Below are 18,968 nucleotides of genomic sequence, written 5' to 3' on the forward strand. Positions count from 1 at the left end.
ACTATCGCATAGCGGCGAAAACCGCGAACGGCACGCCGGGTCAAGGTTTAGCGGGCTGCATCAGTGAGGCAAAGCCCCTACCTTCCCGGCGCTGTATTTTGCTCACCGATCGTGTCGGATGGCCGTGATCAGGCCGGCCGCGACAGGTGCGTTGACATCCTCCTTTCTCCTCCTCCTCGCCGTCATTCCGGGCCGACGCCCGGAATGACGGGAGCGATCGCGTATGACGAGTGGACGTGGCTCGCGTCGGATTCCACACCGTCTTGGCCGCGCTTGTCCCGGCCATCTGCCGCACAAGCTGCTGAAAGTCCCGCGGAATGACCGATCGCGCCGCGCTGGGCTGAAGAGCCCCATCTTCGCACTGCGGCAAATGCCAAGAGATTGTCGTCTCCTCGGCCAACTTCCGACACAGGCGACGGGCGAATAGCGGCAATCCGACATGACGCATGCGCTTTGCGCGGTGACGGCCACGGCACCGCGTGTCGCATTCATTTTTTCAGGGAATCCGCGTGTCGCATAAGATCGTCCCGGCGCTCCTCGCCGCTCTCTTCCTCGCGATCTCATCTCCCTCCGTCGCCCGCGCCGAGACGCCGGCCGCGAACGGTGCCGTCGCGTTGTCGCCCGAGGAAGCCAAGCGTGCGCTGGAGACGCTCCAGGACGACAAGAAACGTGCGCAGATGATCGATACGCTGCGCACGATCGCCAATGCGTCTGGTCCGCAAGCGCCAGCGTCCGACCAGAAGTCGCCCATCCCGCTCGCTGCCGACGGCCTCGGTGCGCAGCTCCTGCTCACGGTGTCGGAGGAGATCGGCGCGATCTCGAGCGAGATCGCCAGCGTGGCGCGGACGCTGACGCATTTCCCGGCGTTCTATTACTGGATCGTGCGGACCGCGAACGATCCTGCGGCCTACAATCTCCTGATCGAGATTGCCTGGAAGCTCACACTGGTGCTCGGTTGCGCGCTAGCGTCCGAATGGGTGCTCTTCCGCCTGATCCGGCGTCCGGTCGCATTTCTGGAAGGACGCGTGCCGCAGATGGCGGGCCTGCCGTCGCAGGCGCTGCCCATCGCTGATCCGCCGTCGTCAGTCGCCGATGTGACGCCGGCACCCGAATTGCAAAAGCGCCGCCACGGCCTGGCGCGGATCTGGCAGGTCGTGCTGCGGCTGCCTTTCGTGCTTGGACGCCTCGTGCTCGAACTGCTTCCGGTGTTCGTCTTCATGGGCGTCTCCACCGCATTGCTCGGAACGGAGATCGGTGAGCCCACGACCGTCCGCCTCGTGATCCTCGCGGTTGCCAACGCCTATGCGTTCTCGCGCGGGCTCATCTGCGTGATCCGTGCGCTGGCGGGGCCGTTCGGCCTGTTTCCCGTCAGGGCCGAGACCGCGGCCTATGTCGAGATCTGGGCGCGCCGCATCGTCGGCGTCGGCGTATCAGGCATCGCCTTCGCCAACGTGGCGCTGCTGCTTGGCCTGCATCGTGCCGGTTACGCCGCGCTGCTCCGCATGGTGATGCTGGTCGTACATCTCTTCATCGTCGTCATCATCCTGCAGTGTCGCCGCCAGGTCGCGGACGCCATTCGCGCGCCGGCCGACCAGGCGGGACTCGCGGCGCGGCTGCGCAACCGCGTCGCCGGCGGCTGGCACTATCTTGCGATCGCGCTCGATCTTGCGCTCTGGGCGGTGTGGGCGCTCAACATCCGCAACGGCTATTCGCTGCTGCTCCAGTATTTCGTCGGCACCATCGTGGTCGCAGTGATCACGCGCGTCGCCATCATGCTGACGCTGAGCCTGATCGACCGTGGCTTCCGCATCAAGCCGGAGATCCTCCAGCGCTTTCCGGGCCTCGAGATCCGCGCCAATCGCTACCTGCCGCTGCTGCGCAAGATCGTCTCCGGCGCGATCGTCTTCATCGGCTTCGTGGCCGTGCTCGAGGTCTGGGGCGTGGACGCCATCGTCTGGTTCTATGGCGGCCAGATCGGCAGCCGGTTGATCTCGGCCGTGGTGACGATCGGCGTCGCCGTCCTCATAGCTGCGGCGATTTGGGAAGCCAGCAACGCGCTGCTCGACCGCCAGATCAACGCGCTGTCGCGGGACGGCCACTATGCCCGTGCCGCCCGCCTGCGCACCTTCCAGCCGATGCTGCGCACCGCGCTGCTCTGCCTGATCGCCACCGTGGTCGGCCTCACGACGCTGAGCGAGATCGGCGTCAACGTCGCGCCGTTGCTCGCGGGGGCCGGCATCGTCGGCATCGCCATCGGCTTCGGCTCGCAGAAGCTGGTGCAGGACCTCATCACCGGTCTGTTCCTGCTGCTGGAGAACACCGTGCAGGTCGGCGACAATGTCAGCGTCTCCGGCCTCTCGGGCGTGGTCGAGAACGTCTCGATCCGCACCATCCGCCTGCGCGCAGGCGACGGCGCGGTGCACATCGTGCCGTTCAGCGCGGTCACGACCATTACCAATGCCAGCCGCGGCGCCGGCAACGCCTCGGTCAGCGTCAACGTCGCCTACAAGGAAGACACCGACCGCGCCGGCCAGATCCTCAAGGACATCGTCGACGAGATGCGCCGCGAGCCCGAATTCCGCGCGCTGATCCGCGGCGACCTCGATCTGTGGGGTATCGACAAGGTCGACGGCGCGATGGTGACGATCGTCGGCCAGATCCGCTGCACCGAGGCCGGCCGCTGGCCGGTCCAGCGCGAATTCTACCGCCGCATGAAGCTGCGCTTCCAGCAGAACGGCATCGACGTCGCATCCGCCACCCAGACCATCCTGATGCATATCGCGCCGTCGGCAGACGGCTCGGCTCATCTGACGCCGAGGCGGGCGGCCGGATAGTCGCCCGGCGGGAAATTTCCGGCTTGCCTCCATCCACCCGGCAGCGTTCACTCTGCCTGCAGCCCGCTGCCAACATGCGGGCGACGACAATGGGTGGGTGGAATGACACGAGGGCTATGGGCCGTCTTGCGCGGCCATGTGATCGTCTTGTGCGCGTTGGCCGGCTCTGCAGCGTGGACGGCGCCGGGTCAGGCGCAGCCGTCCCCCTCGCGCCCCATGACCCTCATCGTACCGTTCGCGGCGGGCGGTCCGACCGATACGCTGGCGCGGATCCTGTCGGAGCGGATTGCCGCCGAGCTGCGCACCACGGTCGTGGTCGAGAACGTGGCCGGCGCCTCGGGCAGCATCGCCGGCGCCCGCGTCGCGCGCGCAACGCCTGACGGCACCACGATCACGATCGGTCATTGGGGCACGCATGTGCTGAACGGTGCGATCCTCAAGCTGCCTTATGACGTCGTGGACGACTTCGAGCCGGTTGCAATGATCGCGATGGGCACGCAGCTCATCGTCGGCCGGACGTCGCTCGAGGCGAACGATCTCAAGGGGCTGATTGCCTGGCTGAAGGCCAATTCCGGCAAGGCCACCGCCGGCACCTCGGGGGCGGGCACAGGAGCCCACGTCGCCGCCGTCTTCTTCAAGGACAAGACCGGCACCGACTTCCAGTTCGTGCCCTATCGTGGTGCAGGGCCCGCCATGATCGATCTCGTCGCCGGGCAGATCGACATCATGTTCGATCAGGCGGCGAACTCGCTGGCACACGTCAAGAGCGGCGCGATCAAGGCGTTCGCGGTGACCTCGCCGACGCGGCTTGCGTCCGCCCCCGATATCCCGACCGTCGACGAAGCCGGCTTGCCCGGGCTCTATATTTCCTACTGGCACGGCATCTGGGCACCGAAGAACACGCCGAAGGAGATCGTGGCCAAGCTCAACGCAGCCATCGTCGCCGTGCTTGCAGATGCCGCGGTCAAGCGGCGCTTTGCCGAATTGGGACAGGAGATACCACCGCCCGACCAGCAGACGCCGGCGGCGCTCGCGGCTTTCCAGAAGGCCGAGACCGCGAAATGGTGGCCGATCGTGAAGGCGGCCAACATCAAGCCGGAATAGCTGCGCGCGGCGCCGCATCCCGAAGGTCTTCTCGTCATTCCGGGGCGCGACGAAGTCGCGAACCCGGAATCCATTGCGCCACCGTCTCCGCGGCCCGATGGATTCCGGGTTCGCGCTGACGCGCGCCCCGGAATGACGAGCGGAGAGTGGGGGCGCTGCTCTTAGTACCTACCATGAGGAGAGCGTCGCCCCGCCATTAACCCTTTATCGCGCGATTACTAGTCGTTCGCGACAATCTCGCTGCGGTGCGAGATCACAATCGATACCTTGCTCTCTACGTCCTTGATCTCGTTGGTGCGCTGGCCGACAATGTCCGCCGTTCAATGTGAAGCTCCTTGGGGGAATTCGTGAATAGACCTGCCCGGGTCGTTGCCCAATCGACGTCGTCCAATCCGCCGCAAGGCATGTCGCTGTTGCGCGATCCCTTGCTCAACAAGGGCACCGCTTTCACGGAATCCGAGCGCGACGCACTCGGCCTGCGCGGCCTCCTGCCGCCTTGCGTGCTGACGATGGAGACGCAGGCTCAGCGCGTCCTCACCAATCTGCGCACGCTGCCGACCGATCTGGAGAAATACGTCGCGCTGAACGCGTTGCATGACCGCAACGAGGCGCTGTTCTTCCGCGTCGTCGTCGACAATATCGACGAGATCCAGCCGATCATCTACACGCCGACGGTCGGGCTCGCCTGCCAGAAATACGGTCTGATCTTCCAGCGGCCGCGCGGCATGTTCATCTCCTCGCGTGACCGCGGCCAGATCGCCGAGCTGCTGAAGAACTGGCCCTATCAGGCCAAGCTGATCGTCGTCACCGATGGCGAGCGCATTCTGGGACTTGGCGATCTCGGCGCCAACGGCATGGGTATTCCCGTCGGCAAGCTGTCGCTCTATTCAGCCTGCGCCGGCGTGCATCCGGAAGCGTGCCTGCCGATCGTTCTCGACGTCGGTACCAACAACGAAGAGCTGTTGAACGATCCCTATTATCTCGGCCTGCGCGAGCGGCGGCTCACGGGCGAAGCCTATGACAGCTTCGTCGACGAGTTCATGCAAGCAGCGCGACAGACGTTTCCGGGCGTGCTGATCCAGTTCGAGGATTTCGCCAACCATTCGGCGTTCAAGCTGTTGCACAAATATCGCGACGAAGCCTGCGTCTTCAACGACGACATCCAGGGCACCGCGGCGGTGGCGCTCGCCGGCCTGTTCTCGGCGCTGCGCATCTCCGGCGGCAAGCTCGCCGACCAGCGCATCTTGTTCCTCGGTGCGGGCGAGGCGGCGACCGGCATCGCCGATCTCGTGGTCTCCGCCATGATGGCGGAGGGCGCAACGGAGGCCGAAGCGCTCCGGCGCAACTGGCTGGTGGATTCCCGCGGCCTCGTCGTCGGCGGTCGCGAAGGCCTATCCGGCCACAAGCTGCGCTATGCTCATGCCGACCAGGCGCCGATCTCCGACTTTCTCACCGCGATCAAGACGCTGAAGCCGACGGCGATCATCGGTGTCGCCGCGGTCGGCGGTGCCTTCACGCCCGAGGTTCTCAAGACCATGGCCGAGCTCAACGCGCAGCCGATCGTGTTCGCGCTCTCCAATCCGACGTCGAAGGCGGAATGCTCGGCGGAGGATGCCTATCGCTACACCGCCGGCCGCGCGCTGTTCGCCTGCGGCAGCCCGTACGACCCGGTGAAGCTCAATGGCCGCACGTTCGTCCCGCGCCAGGGCAACAACTCCTACATCTTCCCCGGCGTCGGCCTTGGCGTCATCGCCAGCGGCTCGCGCCTCGTGACCGACGAGATGTTCATGGCGGCCGCCCATACGCTTGCCGATTGCGTCGGCAAGGACGACCTCGCGCAGGGCAGTCTCTATCCGGCGCTGCCGCGCATCCGCGAGGTCTCCATCCGCATCGCCGCGGCCGTCGCGGACGTCGCCTATCAGCGCGGGCTAGCGGACGGACCGGCCCCCAATGACGTCAAGGCCCTGGTGCAGTCCCGGATGTACGAGCCGCATTACTGAGACAGCGGATTGGCCGGCCACCTCTGGTGGCCTGTCCCTTTTCGGTACGCCTCACTGTGGTGGAATCGTCACAGGCCGGCGCGAAACGGCGGCGGCCTCAGCACCGCTTTTGTTCCGACAAGGTTCTGCCCCGATTGCCCACCGAAAATCCGGCCGTTCGGAGGGCGTACCATGTCTCGTATTGCACGTGCCGAAACTGCCCGGATTTCCTTCGCAACCTCATGCCGGCTGTTGCTGGCCATCGCCGCCGCCGCCTCGCTTGCCGCCTGCGCGCAATCCCCCGTCGGCCGCCAGAAGGCCGATCTCGCCGGCGCCAGCCGCCAAGCCGCGGTGGAGCGTCCGCACAAAGTGGCGGCGCTGCATTCACGCCCGATCAGCCGGGCGCGTCTTCCCGCCGGTGATGCGAAGCAGACCGCTTCGCATGGCATCGCCAGCTTCTATTCCGATACCGAGACCGCGAGCGGCGAGAAGTTCGACAAGAACGAGTTGACCGCGGCGCATCCCAGCCTGCCGTTCGGCACCAAGTTGCGCGTCACCGATACCAACTCCGGTCGTTTCGTCACGGTCAGGGTCAACGATCGCGGGCCCTATATTCGCGGGCGTGTGGTCGACATTTCCCCTTCCGCGGCCGAGGCGCTCGGCATGGTCGACAAGGGCATCACCAATGTCCGGCTCGAGGTCGTGCAATGAGCTCGCACCATCGCGGCGCTTAACCGGCTGTTAGTTGCTCTGTCGCACCATACCTGTCCGACAATTCGGGGCTTTTGGGGAGGCGGCGTTTGAACACGATCCAGTATCTCGAAGATCAGGCGGCGCGCGCCGAGCGGCTCGCCAAACGGATCACGGATACGATGACGATCGAAAGGCTCCTGACCTTTGCCGGTGAGCGCCGCCGCGAGATCGAGGTCATCGCCGGCAAGCGCCGCAGCGCGTAGTCCCGCAAGCCAGCCCGGCGCGCTTCCGCTCCTCGCGTCCTTGTCGGAGCGATTGGATCACGCCCCCTCAGCTATGGCGCTCGACGAAGTCGCTGAGATAGTCGGGCAGCTCCAGGCCGTCGATCTCGCAGCGCGCCTTGATCTCGCCGGCGACATCGGTCGAGATGTCCTTCATCCAGTGTTCGAGCGTGTTGAACGAGATCACCTTGATGGGGTCGTTGAAGCAGCCGGCGACGAACTCGCGGATCGTGGCTTCGAGATCACTCCGCTCGATGCGGATTTCAGTCGCCTCGTCGCGGCGGTCGATCACCACGAACAGGGTCTGGTCTGCACCGTAGGGCACGACCGGGGATGGCACGCCAGCTCCAAGCATCTCAGACACTCACGCCTTGGCTTCCGATCCCCGTTAACGGGAAGAGTCGGACGAAGGTTCCTGTGGGTGTGCGAGACGCTTGCCGTGCACGTGCAGCTTCGGCATCTGCACGCAATCAGAGAAATTCTCTCCAGCGCGATAGCTCGATGACGTGCTCGGGCGAGAGGACATCGGTGACCAGCGGCGGCTGCGCCGCCGTATGAATCTCATAGAGATGCCTGGTCGCCGCCGGCTTCTCGATGAACGCCGAGATGCATTCGTCGAGCGTGCCCTCGCTCACCTGGTACGGCTTGCGGTCCGGCTGACGCTGGTTGGCAAGCGACGGCCATTTATAAAGCACCGCGAGCGCGCCGAAATCGACCTTTGACTCCGAAACAACGTCCCCCATCGCCCCGCCTCACGCAAGAAATGCCCCAGCACGCGGTCTTGTGTGCCGGGGCTCACACCTGTCGCTGCATCTCAATGCACCGGATATAACGCAGTCGTCGGGAAAAAGTTCCCGGCGGTCCGCACGTCGCCTTCAGCTCGCGGCCGCCGCGATCCGGTGCCCCGGACTGACATGACCATGGCTGTGTTCGTCGCTGCTGCTGATCTCCGGCGGCAGCCCGGCGAACCGCCGCAACGCCTCGGCCATCTGCACCCGGCCAGGCGCGCCGGTGATCACCACGTCCACCATCGCGAAGGACGAGTGGAAATGGCCGTGCGCCCTGAGCTGCTCGACCGGGACGCCCGCGGCCGCCATCGCCTCGGCATAGGCGATGCCTTCGTCCCGCAGGGGATCGAACTCGCAGGTGGCGACGAGGGCCGGCGGCAGCCCGGCGACCTTGCCGCGGAGCGGCGAGACGCGCGGATCGGTGCGGTCCGCCGGTGAGCAGTAGAGGTCCCAGAACCAGTACATCAGCGAGCGCGTCAGGAAATAGCCCGTCGCATTGTCGTTGTAGGAGGGACGGTCGAAGCTGCAGTCGGTGACCGGGCAGATCAGGAGCTGGCCGGCGATCTCGGGCCCGCCGCGGTCGCGCGCGAGCTGGCAGGTGACGGCGGCGATGTTGCCGCCGGCGCTCCAGCCCGCGACCAGCACCGGGCCCGGCTTGCCGCCGATCTCGGTGGCGTGCTCGGCGATCCAGCGTGTCGCGGCATAGCCGTCTTCGGCCGCGGTCGGGAAGCGATGCTCGGGCGCGTGGCGATAGCCGACGCTGACGAACATCATGCCGGTCCGCCGCACCATGTCGCGGCAGAACGGCTCGTCCGACTGCTCGTCGCCGAGCACCCAGCCGCCGCCGTGGAAATAGACCACGACCGGATGCGGTCCCGGCGTTGCCGGCTTGTAGACACGGTAGGGCAGCGCGCCGTCGGCGACGGGCAGGGTGCCGTCGACGATGTCGCCGATCGGCCGTCCCGCAGGCCGGCCCTTGTTGAACTCGTTGACGAAGGCGCGAGCGCCATCCGCGCCCATCGACTCGATCTGCGGCAGGTTGAGCGACGCCAGCAGGTTGAGCACCAGCCGCACGTCCGGCTGCAGGCGCACCACCTCGCCGTCATTGCACTGCGTGGCGCCATCAGGGCCGGTGAGCTTGAAGCCGAGCATGCCGCGGCTGACCACCTCGTCGCAGATGCTGCGATAGGGCCCGACACCGCCGGTATAGGGCATCAGGCCCTGCACCTTGCCGGGCACGTTGGCGCCCGTGTACCAGGTGTTGGCGAGCCGGTGCAGCGTCAGCGTCGCGCAGTCGGCCATGTGCCTGTTCCAGCCGGCCTGCGCCGTCTCGGTCGGCTCCATCGTGGCGAAGCCGGCATCGCGCAGCGCGGCCAGGCGGTCGACCACCCAGTCGACATGCTGCTCGATCGACACCGCCATGTTCGACAGCACCGACGGGCTGCCTGGGCCGGTGATCATGAAGAAGTTCGGGAAACCCTCGACCGTGAGGCCGAGATAGCTCTGCGGCCCCTGCGCCCAAACGTCGGTGAGCGACTTGCCGCCGCGGCCGGTGATCGGATGCACGGCGCGGATCGCGCCGGTCATGGCGTCGAAGCCGGTGGCGAACACGATGACGTCGACGTCGATGCTGCGCTTGGCCGTGGTGATGCCGCCGGCCGTGATCGTCTTGATCGGCTCCTGGCGCAGATTGACCAGCGTGACGTTCGGCCGGTTGTAGGTGGCGTAGTAATTGGTGTCGAGGCAGGGGCGCTTGGCGCCGAAGGGATGATCGTCCGGCATCAGCGCTGCGGCGGTCTCGGGGTCCTTCACCGCGGCGCGGATCTTCTCGCGGATCAGGTCCTGGACGATCCTGTTGCCGTCGATGTCGACGGCCTGGTCGGCCCAGAGCTGCGTCAGGATGTGAACGAGGTCGCCGGCCGCCCAGGCGCGTTCGAACCGCTCACGACGCTCGGCATCGCTGAGCTGCCAGCTCACGACGGTCTGCTGCGGATAGGGCACGCCGGCCATCGATTGGCGCGCCTGCTCGCGATAGGCCGCGCGATCGCTTTGCAGCAGGCTCATCCGGTCCGACGGCGCCGGGCCGTTATGCGCGGGCAGTGCGAAGTTCGGCGTGCGCTGGAATACGGTGAGGTGTGCGGCCTGCTCGGCGATCAGCGGGATCGACTGGATGGCCGAGGAGCCCGTGCCGATCACGGCCACCCGCTTACCCGCAAGGTTGACGCCGTCATGCGGCCAGCGTCCGGTGAAGTAGACCTCGCCCTTGAAATCCTTGACGCCGTCGATCTCCGGCGGCTTCGGCGCCGAAAGGCAGCCGGTGGCCATGATGTAATGGCGGCAGGAGACCGGTGCGCCCTTGTCGGTGCTGATGAGCCAGCGCTCGGCCTTCTCGTCCCATCTGGCTTCGGTGACCTTGGTCCCGAAGCGGATGTCGCGCCTGAGATCGTAGCGGTCGGCGACGAAGCCGAGATAGCGCAAGATCTCGGGCTGGGTCGCGTATTTCTCCGACCAGGTCCAGGCCGTCTCGAGCTCCGGATCGAAGGTGTAGCTGTAATCGATGGTCTGGATGTCGCAGCGGGCGCCCGGATAGCGGTTCCAGTACCAGGTGCCGCCGACATCGCCGGCCTCTTCGAGGCCGACTGCCTTGAGGCCGGCCTTGCGCAGGCGATGCAGGAGATAGAGGCCGGCAAAGCCGGCGCCGACCACGGCGACATCGACCTGCTGAGCGGTTCCGCGTTCGTCGGAGGCACGTGTAGCAACCATTGCGTCAGGCATCGCATTCCTCCCGTATGTTTTGTTTTGCCGGCAGGCTATCGCCGCAGGTTCAGCTTGTCATCACAGCAAGTGCAATCTTCGGTGGTCGTTTGGGCGGCATCATGGCCACGTGAATCCTGCGGCGCTACACGCATCGCGATGCACAATGGCCGTGATTACCCGGGGTAATCATGTCCGATCCGTCTGTGTATGCTTGCGGTTACAAGCCACGCGTAGCGACCGAGCGTCCATGCCAGAGTTGAGTGAGCGAACCAAAGCGAACATGGACGTCGTCCTGGAGGAGACGTGCCGCCAACTGCCGCATGGCGGCGATCATGACAGCCGCAGGTTCATCGCCGAGCGCCTGATCGAGGCAGCACGGGCGGGCCATTCCACGCTCGGCGAGCTCGGCATCGTCGCGCGCCACGCGCTGGCAGAACTCATCGCCAAGGGCGGTTAGGTCGCGCGAGGCTTGCCTCTCTGACGGCCGCGGACGTAACCTGCAGGAAACCGTCCGCGCATCGAGATGCCCCAAAGATGCGTTTCCTGCTTTCACTTCTCGCTGTTTGCGTTTTGCATGGCGCCGCTTCGGCCATCGCCCAGCCGGTCGGACAGTTTCCGTTCGCGCTGACGCGTGAAGGACAGATGCTCGGCGCCGTCGCAGGCGAGGTGGCCTCGTTTAGGGGACTGGCCTATGCGGCGCCGCCGGTCGGCGCACTGCGCTGGCGGGCCCCGCAGCCGACGCCCGAAAGTTCGGAGATGCGGACCGCCTACGACTATGGCGCGCCGTGCCTTCAGCTCTCGTTGGCGGCCTCGAGCGAAGATTGTCTCACGCTGAACGTGTTTCGTCCCTTCGGGGTCGATGGCCCGCTGCCGGTGATGATGTTCATCCACGGCGGCGGCTTCAGCAGCGGCACCGCGAATGAGCGGCTGTACGATGGCGCCAGGCTGGCGCAGGCCGGTCTCATCGTGGTTACCGTGAACTATCGCCTCGGTGCGCTCGGCTGGCTCGCTCATCCCGCGCTGTCGGAAGACGGCTCCGGTAATTACGGGCTGATGGACCAGGTCGCCGCGCTTCGATGGGTTCACGACAACATCGCCGCGTTCGGCGGCGATCCAGGTAACGTCACCTTGTTTGGCAGCGATGCAGGTGCGACGTCGATCGCGCTTCTGATGCTGTCTGCGCAATCGCAGGGTCTCTTCCAGAAGGCCATTCTGCAATCGATCCCCGGTCGCGCGCGGCTGCGCTCGGCGCAGGAGGCGGAGGCTGTAGGCCGGCAGTTCGTGGCGGCGCTTGGACCACAGGCGGATGCGCGCGCTGCCGAACGGCGAGGTCTGCTTGCCGCCGAGAGCGGACTCTTGAAGACATCGCGGCGCAGCTTCGCGCCGATGATGGACGGACATCTGGTGGCCGAGGATATTGCCACGGGCTTTGCGGCCGGACATCAAAGCCGCATCGCCCTGATCATCGGCTCGAACGATGACGAGACCGGTTTCGACGGTGAGCTCGAGATCAAGGAGGAGCTCGCATCCTCGGGCATCACGAGCGACGAGCTGCGCGGGCTCTATCCCGACCTCGCGACGCCCTTGGAGCGTGCGGCACGGTTCTATACCGACAAGATCTTTTCCGAGCCCGCAAGATTGCTGGCTCGCCTGCATGCCGCACGCGGTGCGGCGACGTTTCGCTATCGCTTCGCCTATGTGCCTGAGTTTCGGCGCGCCAACCCCGAGGGCGGACACGGGCGGGAGCTGCAGTTCATCTTCGGTGTGGAAGGCGTACCGGGAGCGGGCATCTTCTCGCGAGGCGATCGCGAGGCCGCAGGCCGCATGCGATCCTATTGGATCAACTTCGCCAGGAGCGGTGATCCCAACGGTCCCGGTCTGCCGCATTGGGACCAAGCCGCAGGCCGCGATCGGCTGCTGCTGATCACGAACGATGGCATCGCCAGCGGAGACGATCCCTTCGCGGAGCGTCTCGACCGGCTCGCAGCCGAGAGCAAGAACTGAGTTTGGACTTAAGCCGCGAGCTCGACGCGCGGCGCGGGCGTCAGCCGCTCTTCCTCCAGATAATCCATCGCGCCGTCCTTCTCGACGGCGTAGAACTGCTTGCCTTCGCGTGACTTGAAGGCGGCGCGAACGATGCCGCGGCGGCCCTTGTCACTGTTCACGACGTCCCCCAGCGCAAACTTCTTCATCTCACGTCTCACTTGTCTTCAGGCCGACTGCTTCGGCCCCGTCCGGATTTTGAGCGGCAATCGTTAACGGCTTGCTAACCATGCCGGTTTGCCTATGCTCGCCGCCGTCGCGCGGGCACTGGCACGCGCATTTGCCGACGAGACGGACCCCATGACGCGATTTCCGACCCTGTTCCTGTCGCATGGCGGCGGCCCCTGGCCGTTCATGGAGGACAGGCGGGTGCAATATGCCAGGACCGCCCAGGAGTTCGGCCGGCTGCCGCAGCTGCTGCCGGAAAGGCCCAAGGCCGTGCTCGTCATCACCGGCCATTGGGAGGCCGATGCCTTCACCGTATCGACCGCGGCGCATCCGCCGATGGTGTACGACTATTACGGTTTCCCCGAGCACACTTACCACATCAAATATCCGGCGCCGGGCCAGCCCGAGCTCGCCGCGCAAGTGAAGGCGCTGCTGACGCGCGCGGGGCTCGATTGCCGGGAAGATCCCAATCAGGGTTTCGATCACGGCACCTTCGTGCCGCTCGGGCTGATGTATCCGAACGCCGACATGCCGATCGTGCTGCTCTCGCTGAAGTCGAGCTACGAGGCGGCCGAGCACGTCAAGGTCGGGCAGGCGATTGCATCGCTCCGCGATGAAGGCATTCTGATCGTCGGCAGCGGGCTGACCTATCACAACATGCGCGGCTTCAACCGGCCGGAGTCCAAGCCGGTGTCCTATGACTTCGAGGCGTATCTGAACGAGGCGATCAGCAACCCGGATCCGGCCCGCCGCAACGCCATGCTGGTCGATTGGGAAAACGCACCGAGCGCGCGCCTGGCACATCCGCGCGAGGACCATCTGCTGCCGCTGATGGTGGCCGCCGGCGCCGCCGGCAGCGACGTGGGTCATCGTGTTTTCGTGGATGAAGTCGCCAACGTCGCGATGGCATCGTACAAATTTGGATGAATCGTAAGGGCGGCGTGCGCCTTTAACCCTCTCCCGCAAGGGGAGAAGGAAGAAAAGCGCGTCGCTACCTCACCCGTATTTCAGCTTCATGAACAAAATGCCGCCGGCGAGCACCATGGTGACGGCGTTTGCCGCGACGAGCGGGGCATCGCCGGAGAGCAGGCCGTAGACGAGCCAGAGCGCCAGCCCCAGCACCATGACCAGGAACATGCCGAGCGAGATGTCGCCGGTGGAGCGGGTCTTCCACACCTTGATGGCTTGCGGCGCGTAGGCCACGGTGGTGCAGGTGGCGGCGGCAAAGCCGATCAGCTTGATCACGAAGGGGTCCATGGCGGCTCTATAGCATGGATTCGACGATGGCTAAGCCTCACGCGCGCGACGTCATGAGATTGCGGTACAGCGCGGCATAGTCGCCGGCGCGGCCACGCCAGGAGACGTCGGTCGCAAGGCCGTTCCGCTGCAGCCGGCGCCAGGTCTGCTTGTCGTGGAAGACGATGTTGGCCTTGCGCAAGCTGCCGGCGAAGGCATCCGCCGTCACGGGTGCGAACTTGAAACCGGTGGCGTCGCGGCCGGAGGCGTCAGCCTCGCCGATATCGACGATGGTGTCCTCGAGCCCGCCGACGCGCGACACGATCGGGACGGCACCGTAGCGCAGCGCGCAGAGCTGGGTCAGGCCGCATGGCTCGAAGCGCGAGGGAACGAGAAGCGCGTCCGAGCCGGCCTGGATCAGGTGCGCCAGGATCTCGTCATAGCCGATCACGACGCCGATCCGGCCGGGATTGGCGCGGGCGGCGGCCTGATAACGATCCTGGAGATCGCGGTCGCCGCTGCCGAGCAGCGCGAGCTGCATGCCTTCGCCCAAAATGGTCGGAATGACATCGAGCAGGAGATCGAGCCCCTTCTGCCACGACAGCCGGCTGATGACGCCGAGCAGCGGCGCCTCGTCCGAGGAATCGAGGTTGAACTGCTGCTGCAGCACCGCCTTGTTCGCGGCCCGGAACGTCAGGTCTTCCGCGCCGTAGCGGTAGGCGATGTGCGGATCTTCTTCCGGATTCCACACCGAGACGTCGATGCCGTTGAGGATGCCGCTGAGCACGTGCGCGCGTGCGCGCAGGAGGCCGCCGAACCCCATGCCGCCTTCGTCGCTCTGGATCTCCCGCGCGTAGGTCGGCGACACCGTGGTGATGCGATCGGCGAATTGCAGGCCGGCTTTCAGGAAGCTGATGCCCCCGAAATATTCCAGCTCATTGACGTTGAAGGCGTGCCAGGGCAGGCCGATCGATCCGATCAGCTCAGGCGCGAACTTGCCCTGATAGGCCATGTTGTGGATGGTCATCACGGTCGCGGGCCGCGGGCGATTGTCGTAGTGCAGATAGGCCGGCGCGAGCCCGGCCTGCCAGTCGTGGGCGTGCACGACGTCGGGAACGAAGGCCGGGACGAGGCCTTGGCCGATATCGGCGGCGATGCGCGACAGCGCCGCAAAGCGCACGCCATTGTCCGGCCAGTCGACGCCCTCGGAGGTGACGTAGGGGTTGCCCGGCCGCGCATAGAGATGCGGCACGTCGAGCACAAACAGGTCGAGGCCCTCGTGGGAGCCAGCGAGCAGCCGTCCGGGACCGCCGAAATAATCCGGCCAGTGCCGGATCTCCTCGGCGTTCGATACGCGCCGCATCACGTCGGGATAGCCCGGCATCAAGGTGCGCATCTCGACGCCATGCGGCTTCAGCGCGATCGGCAGCGCGCCGGCGACATCGGCGAGGCCGCCGGTCTTGACGATGGGATAGACTTCAGAAGCGACCGCGAGGACGCGAACAGGCGTCATTTATTGAGCCCGTCGATCATCGGCTGGGTGACCAGCGAGATGCCCTGCTCGGTGGTGCGGAAGCGTTTCGCGTCGAGATCGGGATCTTCGCCGACGACGAGGCCTTCCGGAATTTCGACGCCGCGGTCGATCACGACGTTCTTCAAGCGCGCGCCGCGCCCGACGTTCACATAGGGCATGATCACGGCGTTCTCGACATTGGCATAGGAATTGATGCGTACGCCGGTGAACAGCAGCGAGCGGCGCAGCGAGGCGCCGGAGATGATGCAGCCGCCCGAGACCAGCGAGCTCACGGCCTGGCCGCGGCGGGCCTCCTCGTCATGAACGAATTTCGCCGGCGGCGTGATCTCCGCATAGGACCAGATCGGCCAGGCGCGGTCGAACAAATCGAGCTCCGGCACGACGTCGGTGAGATCGATATTGGCCGACCAGTAGGCGTCGACCGTGCCGACGTCGCGCCAATAGGCGCCGTTGTGGCCGTTGGTTCGCACGCAGGAGGTCGAGAACTGGTGCGCGATCGCGCGGCCGTTCTTGACGAGGTATGGAATGATGTCCTTGCCGAAATCGTGATTGGAGTTCGGGTCCTCGGCGTCGCGCTTGAGCTGGTCGAACAGGAATTTGGCGTTGAAGACGTAGATGCCCATGCTGGCGAGCGAGACGTCCGGCTTGCCCGGCATCGGCGGCGGATCTTTCGGCTTCTCCAGGAACTCCTGGATCCAGCCGTTCTCGTCGACATGCATGATACCGAAGCCCGAGGATTCCGCGCGTGGCATCTCCAGGCAGCCGACCGTGACGTCGGCGCCGCTCTCCACGTGCTGGCGCAGCATCACCTCGTAATCCATCTTGTAGATATGGTCGCCCGCCAGCACCACGATGAAGCGGCAGGCGTGGGATTCGATGATGTCGATGTTCTGGTAGACGGCGTCCGCCGTGCCGACATACCACATGTTCTCGGAGACGCGCTGGCTCGCGGGCAGGATGTCGAAGCTCTCGTTGCGCTCGGGGCGGAAGAAGTTCCAGCCCATCTGAAGATGGCGGATCAGGCTATGCGCCTTGTACTGGGTCGCCACCGCGATCCTTCGGATGCCTGAATTGACGGCATTCGACAGCGCGAAATCGATGATCCGGGATTTTCCGCCGAAATAGACGGCGGGCTTGGCGCGCCGGTCGGTCAGCTCCAGAAGCCGGCTACCGCGCCCCCCGGCCAGGACGAACGCCAGCGCCTGACGGGCAAGCGGCTCATTACCGACGGCACTCATGTCATCCTCCCACTCTGGCATTTCGGGGCTTTTTGTCGCGACAAGGCCCCGCGGTCCCGCGCCCACTGGAACCGATAGTAATGGTACGCATAGTAAATCGTGAAGTAGGTTGTTGGTTGCGAAGATGGGAAGCTTAATGCTTTCGTCTTGGCGATCCAGCAGCACGCCGGTGGGCGGGACTTGTGCGCCGCACGCAAAATCCGGCTTTGATTCGGCGCCGGGATACCCGATCATGGTGGTGCGATCCTTTTCCAAGCGGAACGTCACACAGGGAGTAAGACGATGAGGATTTGGAGAACGGCAATTGCCTGTGGCTTGGCCGGCGCGGTCGTCGCCGGCGAAATCCAGCAGGCGGCGGCAGCCCCGCTGCCGACCAACGTCGCGAGCATGAAGGCCGCGGCCAGCAACGATGTTACGCCGGTGCATTGGCGCGGCGGCGGCTGGGGAATAGGCATTGGCGGTCTCGCCGCCGGTGCGATCATCGGCGGCGCCATCGCAGCCGGTGCGCCGTACGGCTATGGCTATTATGGCCGCCCGTATTACGGCGGCTATGGATATCCCGGCTACGGCTATGGTTACGCGCCCGCCTATTACGGCTACGCCCCGGCTTATTCCTATCCACGCTATTATGGCTATCGCAGCTACTATCGGCCCTACCGCCCCTATTACGGCGGCTACTACCGGCCGTATCCGCGTCACTACTACCGCGCTTATTGGTGAGGTTGCGTGGCCAGAGCATGATCCGGAAACGTCCGAAGCGGTTTTCCGGAACGATCATGCTCAAACAATGAGCTGAAGCGCGATGAGGATTCGAGATCTCATCGCGCTTTAGAGCGAGAGCCAGACGAGCAGGCTCATGCATGCGAAATGCATGAGCGCGATCGCGGCGAGATGCAGCGGGCCGGCCTTGAGACTAGGCCAGCGCATTCCGTCGCTCTTTGCATTGTTGGACTTGCTCATGTCGTGAACACGGTGCGCTCCCTCCCCCGCATGCGGGGGAGGGTCGGGGAGAGGGGGCCTCTGCAAAGGGACAATCCCCTGGAGGAGAAAGCCCTCACCCGGCGCGCGAGCCTGCCGCCCACCGGAAGATCATCACGTCTAGTTCGACCCCGCCGTCGCGGCGGTGAAGCTGCGGTCGACGGCTTTGTTCACGTCGAGCTTCTTCGGCAGGATGCCGTAGCGCGTCGAGCGGTCGGAGGCCGCCTGCACCTCCTTCACCACGTTCTCGTCGATCACGATCGGGCTGGTGCGCTGTGCGGTGTAGGCCGAGAGCAGCACGTCTTCCGGCAGCTTGGTCAGCTCGGCCGTGTTCTTGGCGTACTCGGGCAGGTGATCCAGCGACCATAGCCGCGCCTTGTTGAGCCGCTGCACCAGGTCCTGCACCGCTGCGCGCTTGGTGGAGATGGCGTTGTCGGACGCGACGATGAAGGTGATGGTCGGCGTTAGTCCTTCGCCGTCGGCGATCACGCGGGCCTTGTCCTTCAGTGTCGCGAACGACACATAGGGCTCCCACACCGCCCAGGCATCGATCGAGCCGGCGAGCAGCGCGATCTTGGCGTCGACCGGCCCGAGCGGCGCGAAGGTCGCATCCTCCAGCTTGATCTCTGCCTTCTCCAGCGTGGCGTCGATCAGGAACTGGCCCCAGCCGCCACGTGTGCCGGCGAGCCGTTTTCCCTTGAGGTCGGCAGCCGATTTGATCGGCGAATCCTGGCGCACCAGGATGGCCTGCGTCTTCGCGTCCGATCTGGTGCCGCCGATCGCCTTGATCGGCGCGCCGGCCGCATAGACCGACAGGAACGAGAGATCGCCGGTATAGCCGACGTCGAGCGCACCGGCGTTGAGCGCCTCGAGGATCGGCGCGGCCGCGGGAAATTCCGACCATTCGATCTTGTAGGGCAGGTCTTTCGCATAGCCGGAGATCTCGAGCAGCGAGCGGTTGCCGCCCTTCTGGTCGCCGACGCGCAGCACGACGGTGTCGGCGGCGAACGATGCAGCAGCCGACGACAAGGTGACGGCGGCGGCAACCAGCGATGCCGCGAGACGGCGGGTGAGGGGATGATGACGGGAGTTGATGCGCATGTGGCCTGTCTTGTTGCTTTGCTCACGACGCGTGAGCGAACGATGCAGCGAGACGATCAAGTCTATGATCGCGCGATGCGCAGTCAATGAAATGGCCGTCCGTATTGCGTGTGCGTCAGGCAAGGACGTTTCATCGAATGGCCGCGCGCGAGAAGACGGCATGCTTGCGAGGGAGAGGTGCACAGGAATGATGCACATGTGTGGTCGCCGCGCGCGGAGTCGCCGGCCGCATTC

17 protein-coding genes are annotated in these 18,968 nt (G+C 65.4%); 9 read left to right on the forward strand and 8 right to left on the reverse strand.

Annotation, left to right across the window (positions count from 1 at the left end; all coding sequences use genetic code 11):
- Positions 1 to 509: 509 nt before the first annotated feature.
- From RX330_RS07700 to RX330_RS07720, 5 genes are all read left to right on the forward strand, one after another.
- Positions 510 to 2,834, forward strand: coding sequence for a mechanosensitive ion channel domain-containing protein (locus tag RX330_RS07700; RefSeq protein WP_317242594.1), 2,325 nt, complete (start codon positions 510 to 512; stop codon positions 2,832 to 2,834).
- A 102-nt stretch (positions 2,835 to 2,936) separates the two neighbouring features.
- Entirely contained in the window at positions 2,937 to 3,938 is a 1,002-nt protein-coding gene (locus tag RX330_RS07705; RefSeq protein ID WP_317242595.1) for a Bug family tripartite tricarboxylate transporter substrate binding protein, read from the forward strand.
- A gap of 404 nt (positions 3,939 to 4,342) precedes the next feature.
- Entirely contained in the window at positions 4,343 to 5,938 is a 1,596-nt protein-coding gene (locus RX330_RS07710; RefSeq protein ID WP_249152998.1) for an NAD-dependent malic enzyme, read from the forward strand.
- Between the two features lie 171 nt (positions 5,939 to 6,109).
- Entirely contained in the window at positions 6,110 to 6,628 is a 519-nt protein-coding gene (locus RX330_RS07715) for a septal ring lytic transglycosylase RlpA family protein (RefSeq protein WP_317242596.1), read from the forward strand.
- Positions 6,629 to 6,717: 89 nt separating this feature from the next.
- A complete protein-coding gene (locus RX330_RS07720) occupies positions 6,718 to 6,873 on the forward strand; it encodes a hypothetical protein (protein ID WP_212080721.1) in 156 nt (51 codons plus the stop codon).
- A 67-nt stretch (positions 6,874 to 6,940) separates the two neighbouring features.
- Here the strand turns inward: RX330_RS07720 and RX330_RS07725 are convergent, their stop codons facing one another.
- The 3 genes from RX330_RS07725 to RX330_RS07735 form a co-directional block, all read right to left on the reverse strand.
- On the reverse strand, positions 6,941 to 7,246 hold the full coding sequence (locus RX330_RS07725; protein ID WP_212080722.1) for a hypothetical protein: 306 nt from the start codon (positions 7,244 to 7,246) through the stop codon (positions 6,941 to 6,943).
- Positions 7,247 to 7,361: 115 nt separating this feature from the next.
- Positions 7,362 to 7,634: a hypothetical protein gene (locus RX330_RS07730; RefSeq protein WP_317242597.1), complete on the reverse strand. Its 273-nt coding sequence runs from the start codon at positions 7,632 to 7,634 to the stop codon at positions 7,362 to 7,364.
- A gap of 132 nt (positions 7,635 to 7,766) precedes the next feature.
- Positions 7,767 to 10,454, reverse strand: coding sequence for a flavin-containing monooxygenase (locus RX330_RS07735; RefSeq protein ID WP_317242598.1), 2,688 nt, complete (start codon positions 10,452 to 10,454; stop codon positions 7,767 to 7,769).
- A gap of 229 nt (positions 10,455 to 10,683) precedes the next feature.
- Between RX330_RS07735 and RX330_RS07740 the strand changes: the two genes are divergently transcribed.
- A complete protein-coding gene (locus RX330_RS07740; RefSeq protein WP_212080725.1) occupies positions 10,684 to 10,893 on the forward strand; it encodes a hypothetical protein in 210 nt (69 codons plus the stop codon).
- Positions 10,894 to 10,970: 77 nt separating this feature from the next.
- Entirely contained in the window at positions 10,971 to 12,440 is a 1,470-nt protein-coding gene (locus RX330_RS07745; RefSeq protein ID WP_317242599.1) for a carboxylesterase/lipase family protein, read from the forward strand.
- Positions 12,441 to 12,448: 8 nt separating this feature from the next.
- On the opposite strand, the gene RX330_RS07750 is transcribed toward RX330_RS07745, so the two are convergent.
- Complete coding sequence (locus RX330_RS07750) at positions 12,449 to 12,628, reverse strand: hypothetical protein (RefSeq protein ID WP_212080727.1); 180 nt, start codon at positions 12,626 to 12,628, stop codon at positions 12,449 to 12,451.
- A 151-nt stretch (positions 12,629 to 12,779) separates the two neighbouring features.
- Between RX330_RS07750 and RX330_RS07755 the strand changes: the two genes are divergently transcribed.
- Entirely contained in the window at positions 12,780 to 13,574 is a 795-nt protein-coding gene (locus tag RX330_RS07755) for a DODA-type extradiol aromatic ring-opening family dioxygenase (protein WP_317242600.1), read from the forward strand.
- Positions 13,575 to 13,643: 69 nt separating this feature from the next.
- On the opposite strand, the gene RX330_RS07760 is transcribed toward RX330_RS07755, so the two are convergent.
- Genes RX330_RS07760 through glgC form a run of 3 tightly spaced genes read right to left on the reverse strand, consistent with a single transcriptional unit; the run spans position 13,644 to position 16,655 of the window.
- The gene (locus RX330_RS07760; protein ID WP_212080729.1) at positions 13,644 to 13,904 is read right to left on the reverse strand and encodes a SemiSWEET transporter; all 261 of its coding nucleotides are present in this window, start codon (positions 13,902 to 13,904) and stop codon (positions 13,644 to 13,646) included.
- A gap of 37 nt (positions 13,905 to 13,941) precedes the next feature.
- A complete protein-coding gene (glgA, locus tag RX330_RS07765) occupies positions 13,942 to 15,396 on the reverse strand; it encodes a glycogen synthase GlgA (protein WP_317242601.1) in 1,455 nt (484 codons plus the stop codon).
- Positions 15,393 to 16,655 (reverse strand): glucose-1-phosphate adenylyltransferase, encoded by a 1,263-nt coding sequence (glgC, locus tag RX330_RS07770; protein WP_212080731.1) that lies wholly within the window; start codon positions 16,653 to 16,655, stop codon positions 15,393 to 15,395. The genes glgA and glgC overlap by 4 nt, the downstream gene beginning before the upstream one ends.
- Positions 16,656 to 16,937: 282 nt before the next feature.
- Here glgC and RX330_RS07775 point away from each other — a divergent pair, with 282 nt between their 5' ends.
- A complete protein-coding gene (locus RX330_RS07775) occupies positions 16,938 to 17,375 on the forward strand; it encodes a hypothetical protein (RefSeq protein ID WP_317242602.1) in 438 nt (145 codons plus the stop codon).
- Between the two features lie 378 nt (positions 17,376 to 17,753).
- Here the strand turns inward: RX330_RS07775 and RX330_RS07780 are convergent, their stop codons facing one another.
- Positions 17,754 to 18,734, reverse strand: a complete 981-nt coding sequence (locus tag RX330_RS07780; protein ID WP_317242603.1) for an ABC transporter substrate-binding protein — start codon at positions 18,732 to 18,734, stop codon at positions 17,754 to 17,756.
- Between the last annotated feature and the right edge of the window lie 234 nt (positions 18,735 to 18,968).

It is taken from the genome of Bradyrhizobium sp. NDS-1, from assembly GCF_032918005.1.
Lineage (GTDB): Bacteria > Pseudomonadota > Alphaproteobacteria > Rhizobiales > Xanthobacteraceae > Bradyrhizobium > Bradyrhizobium tunisiense.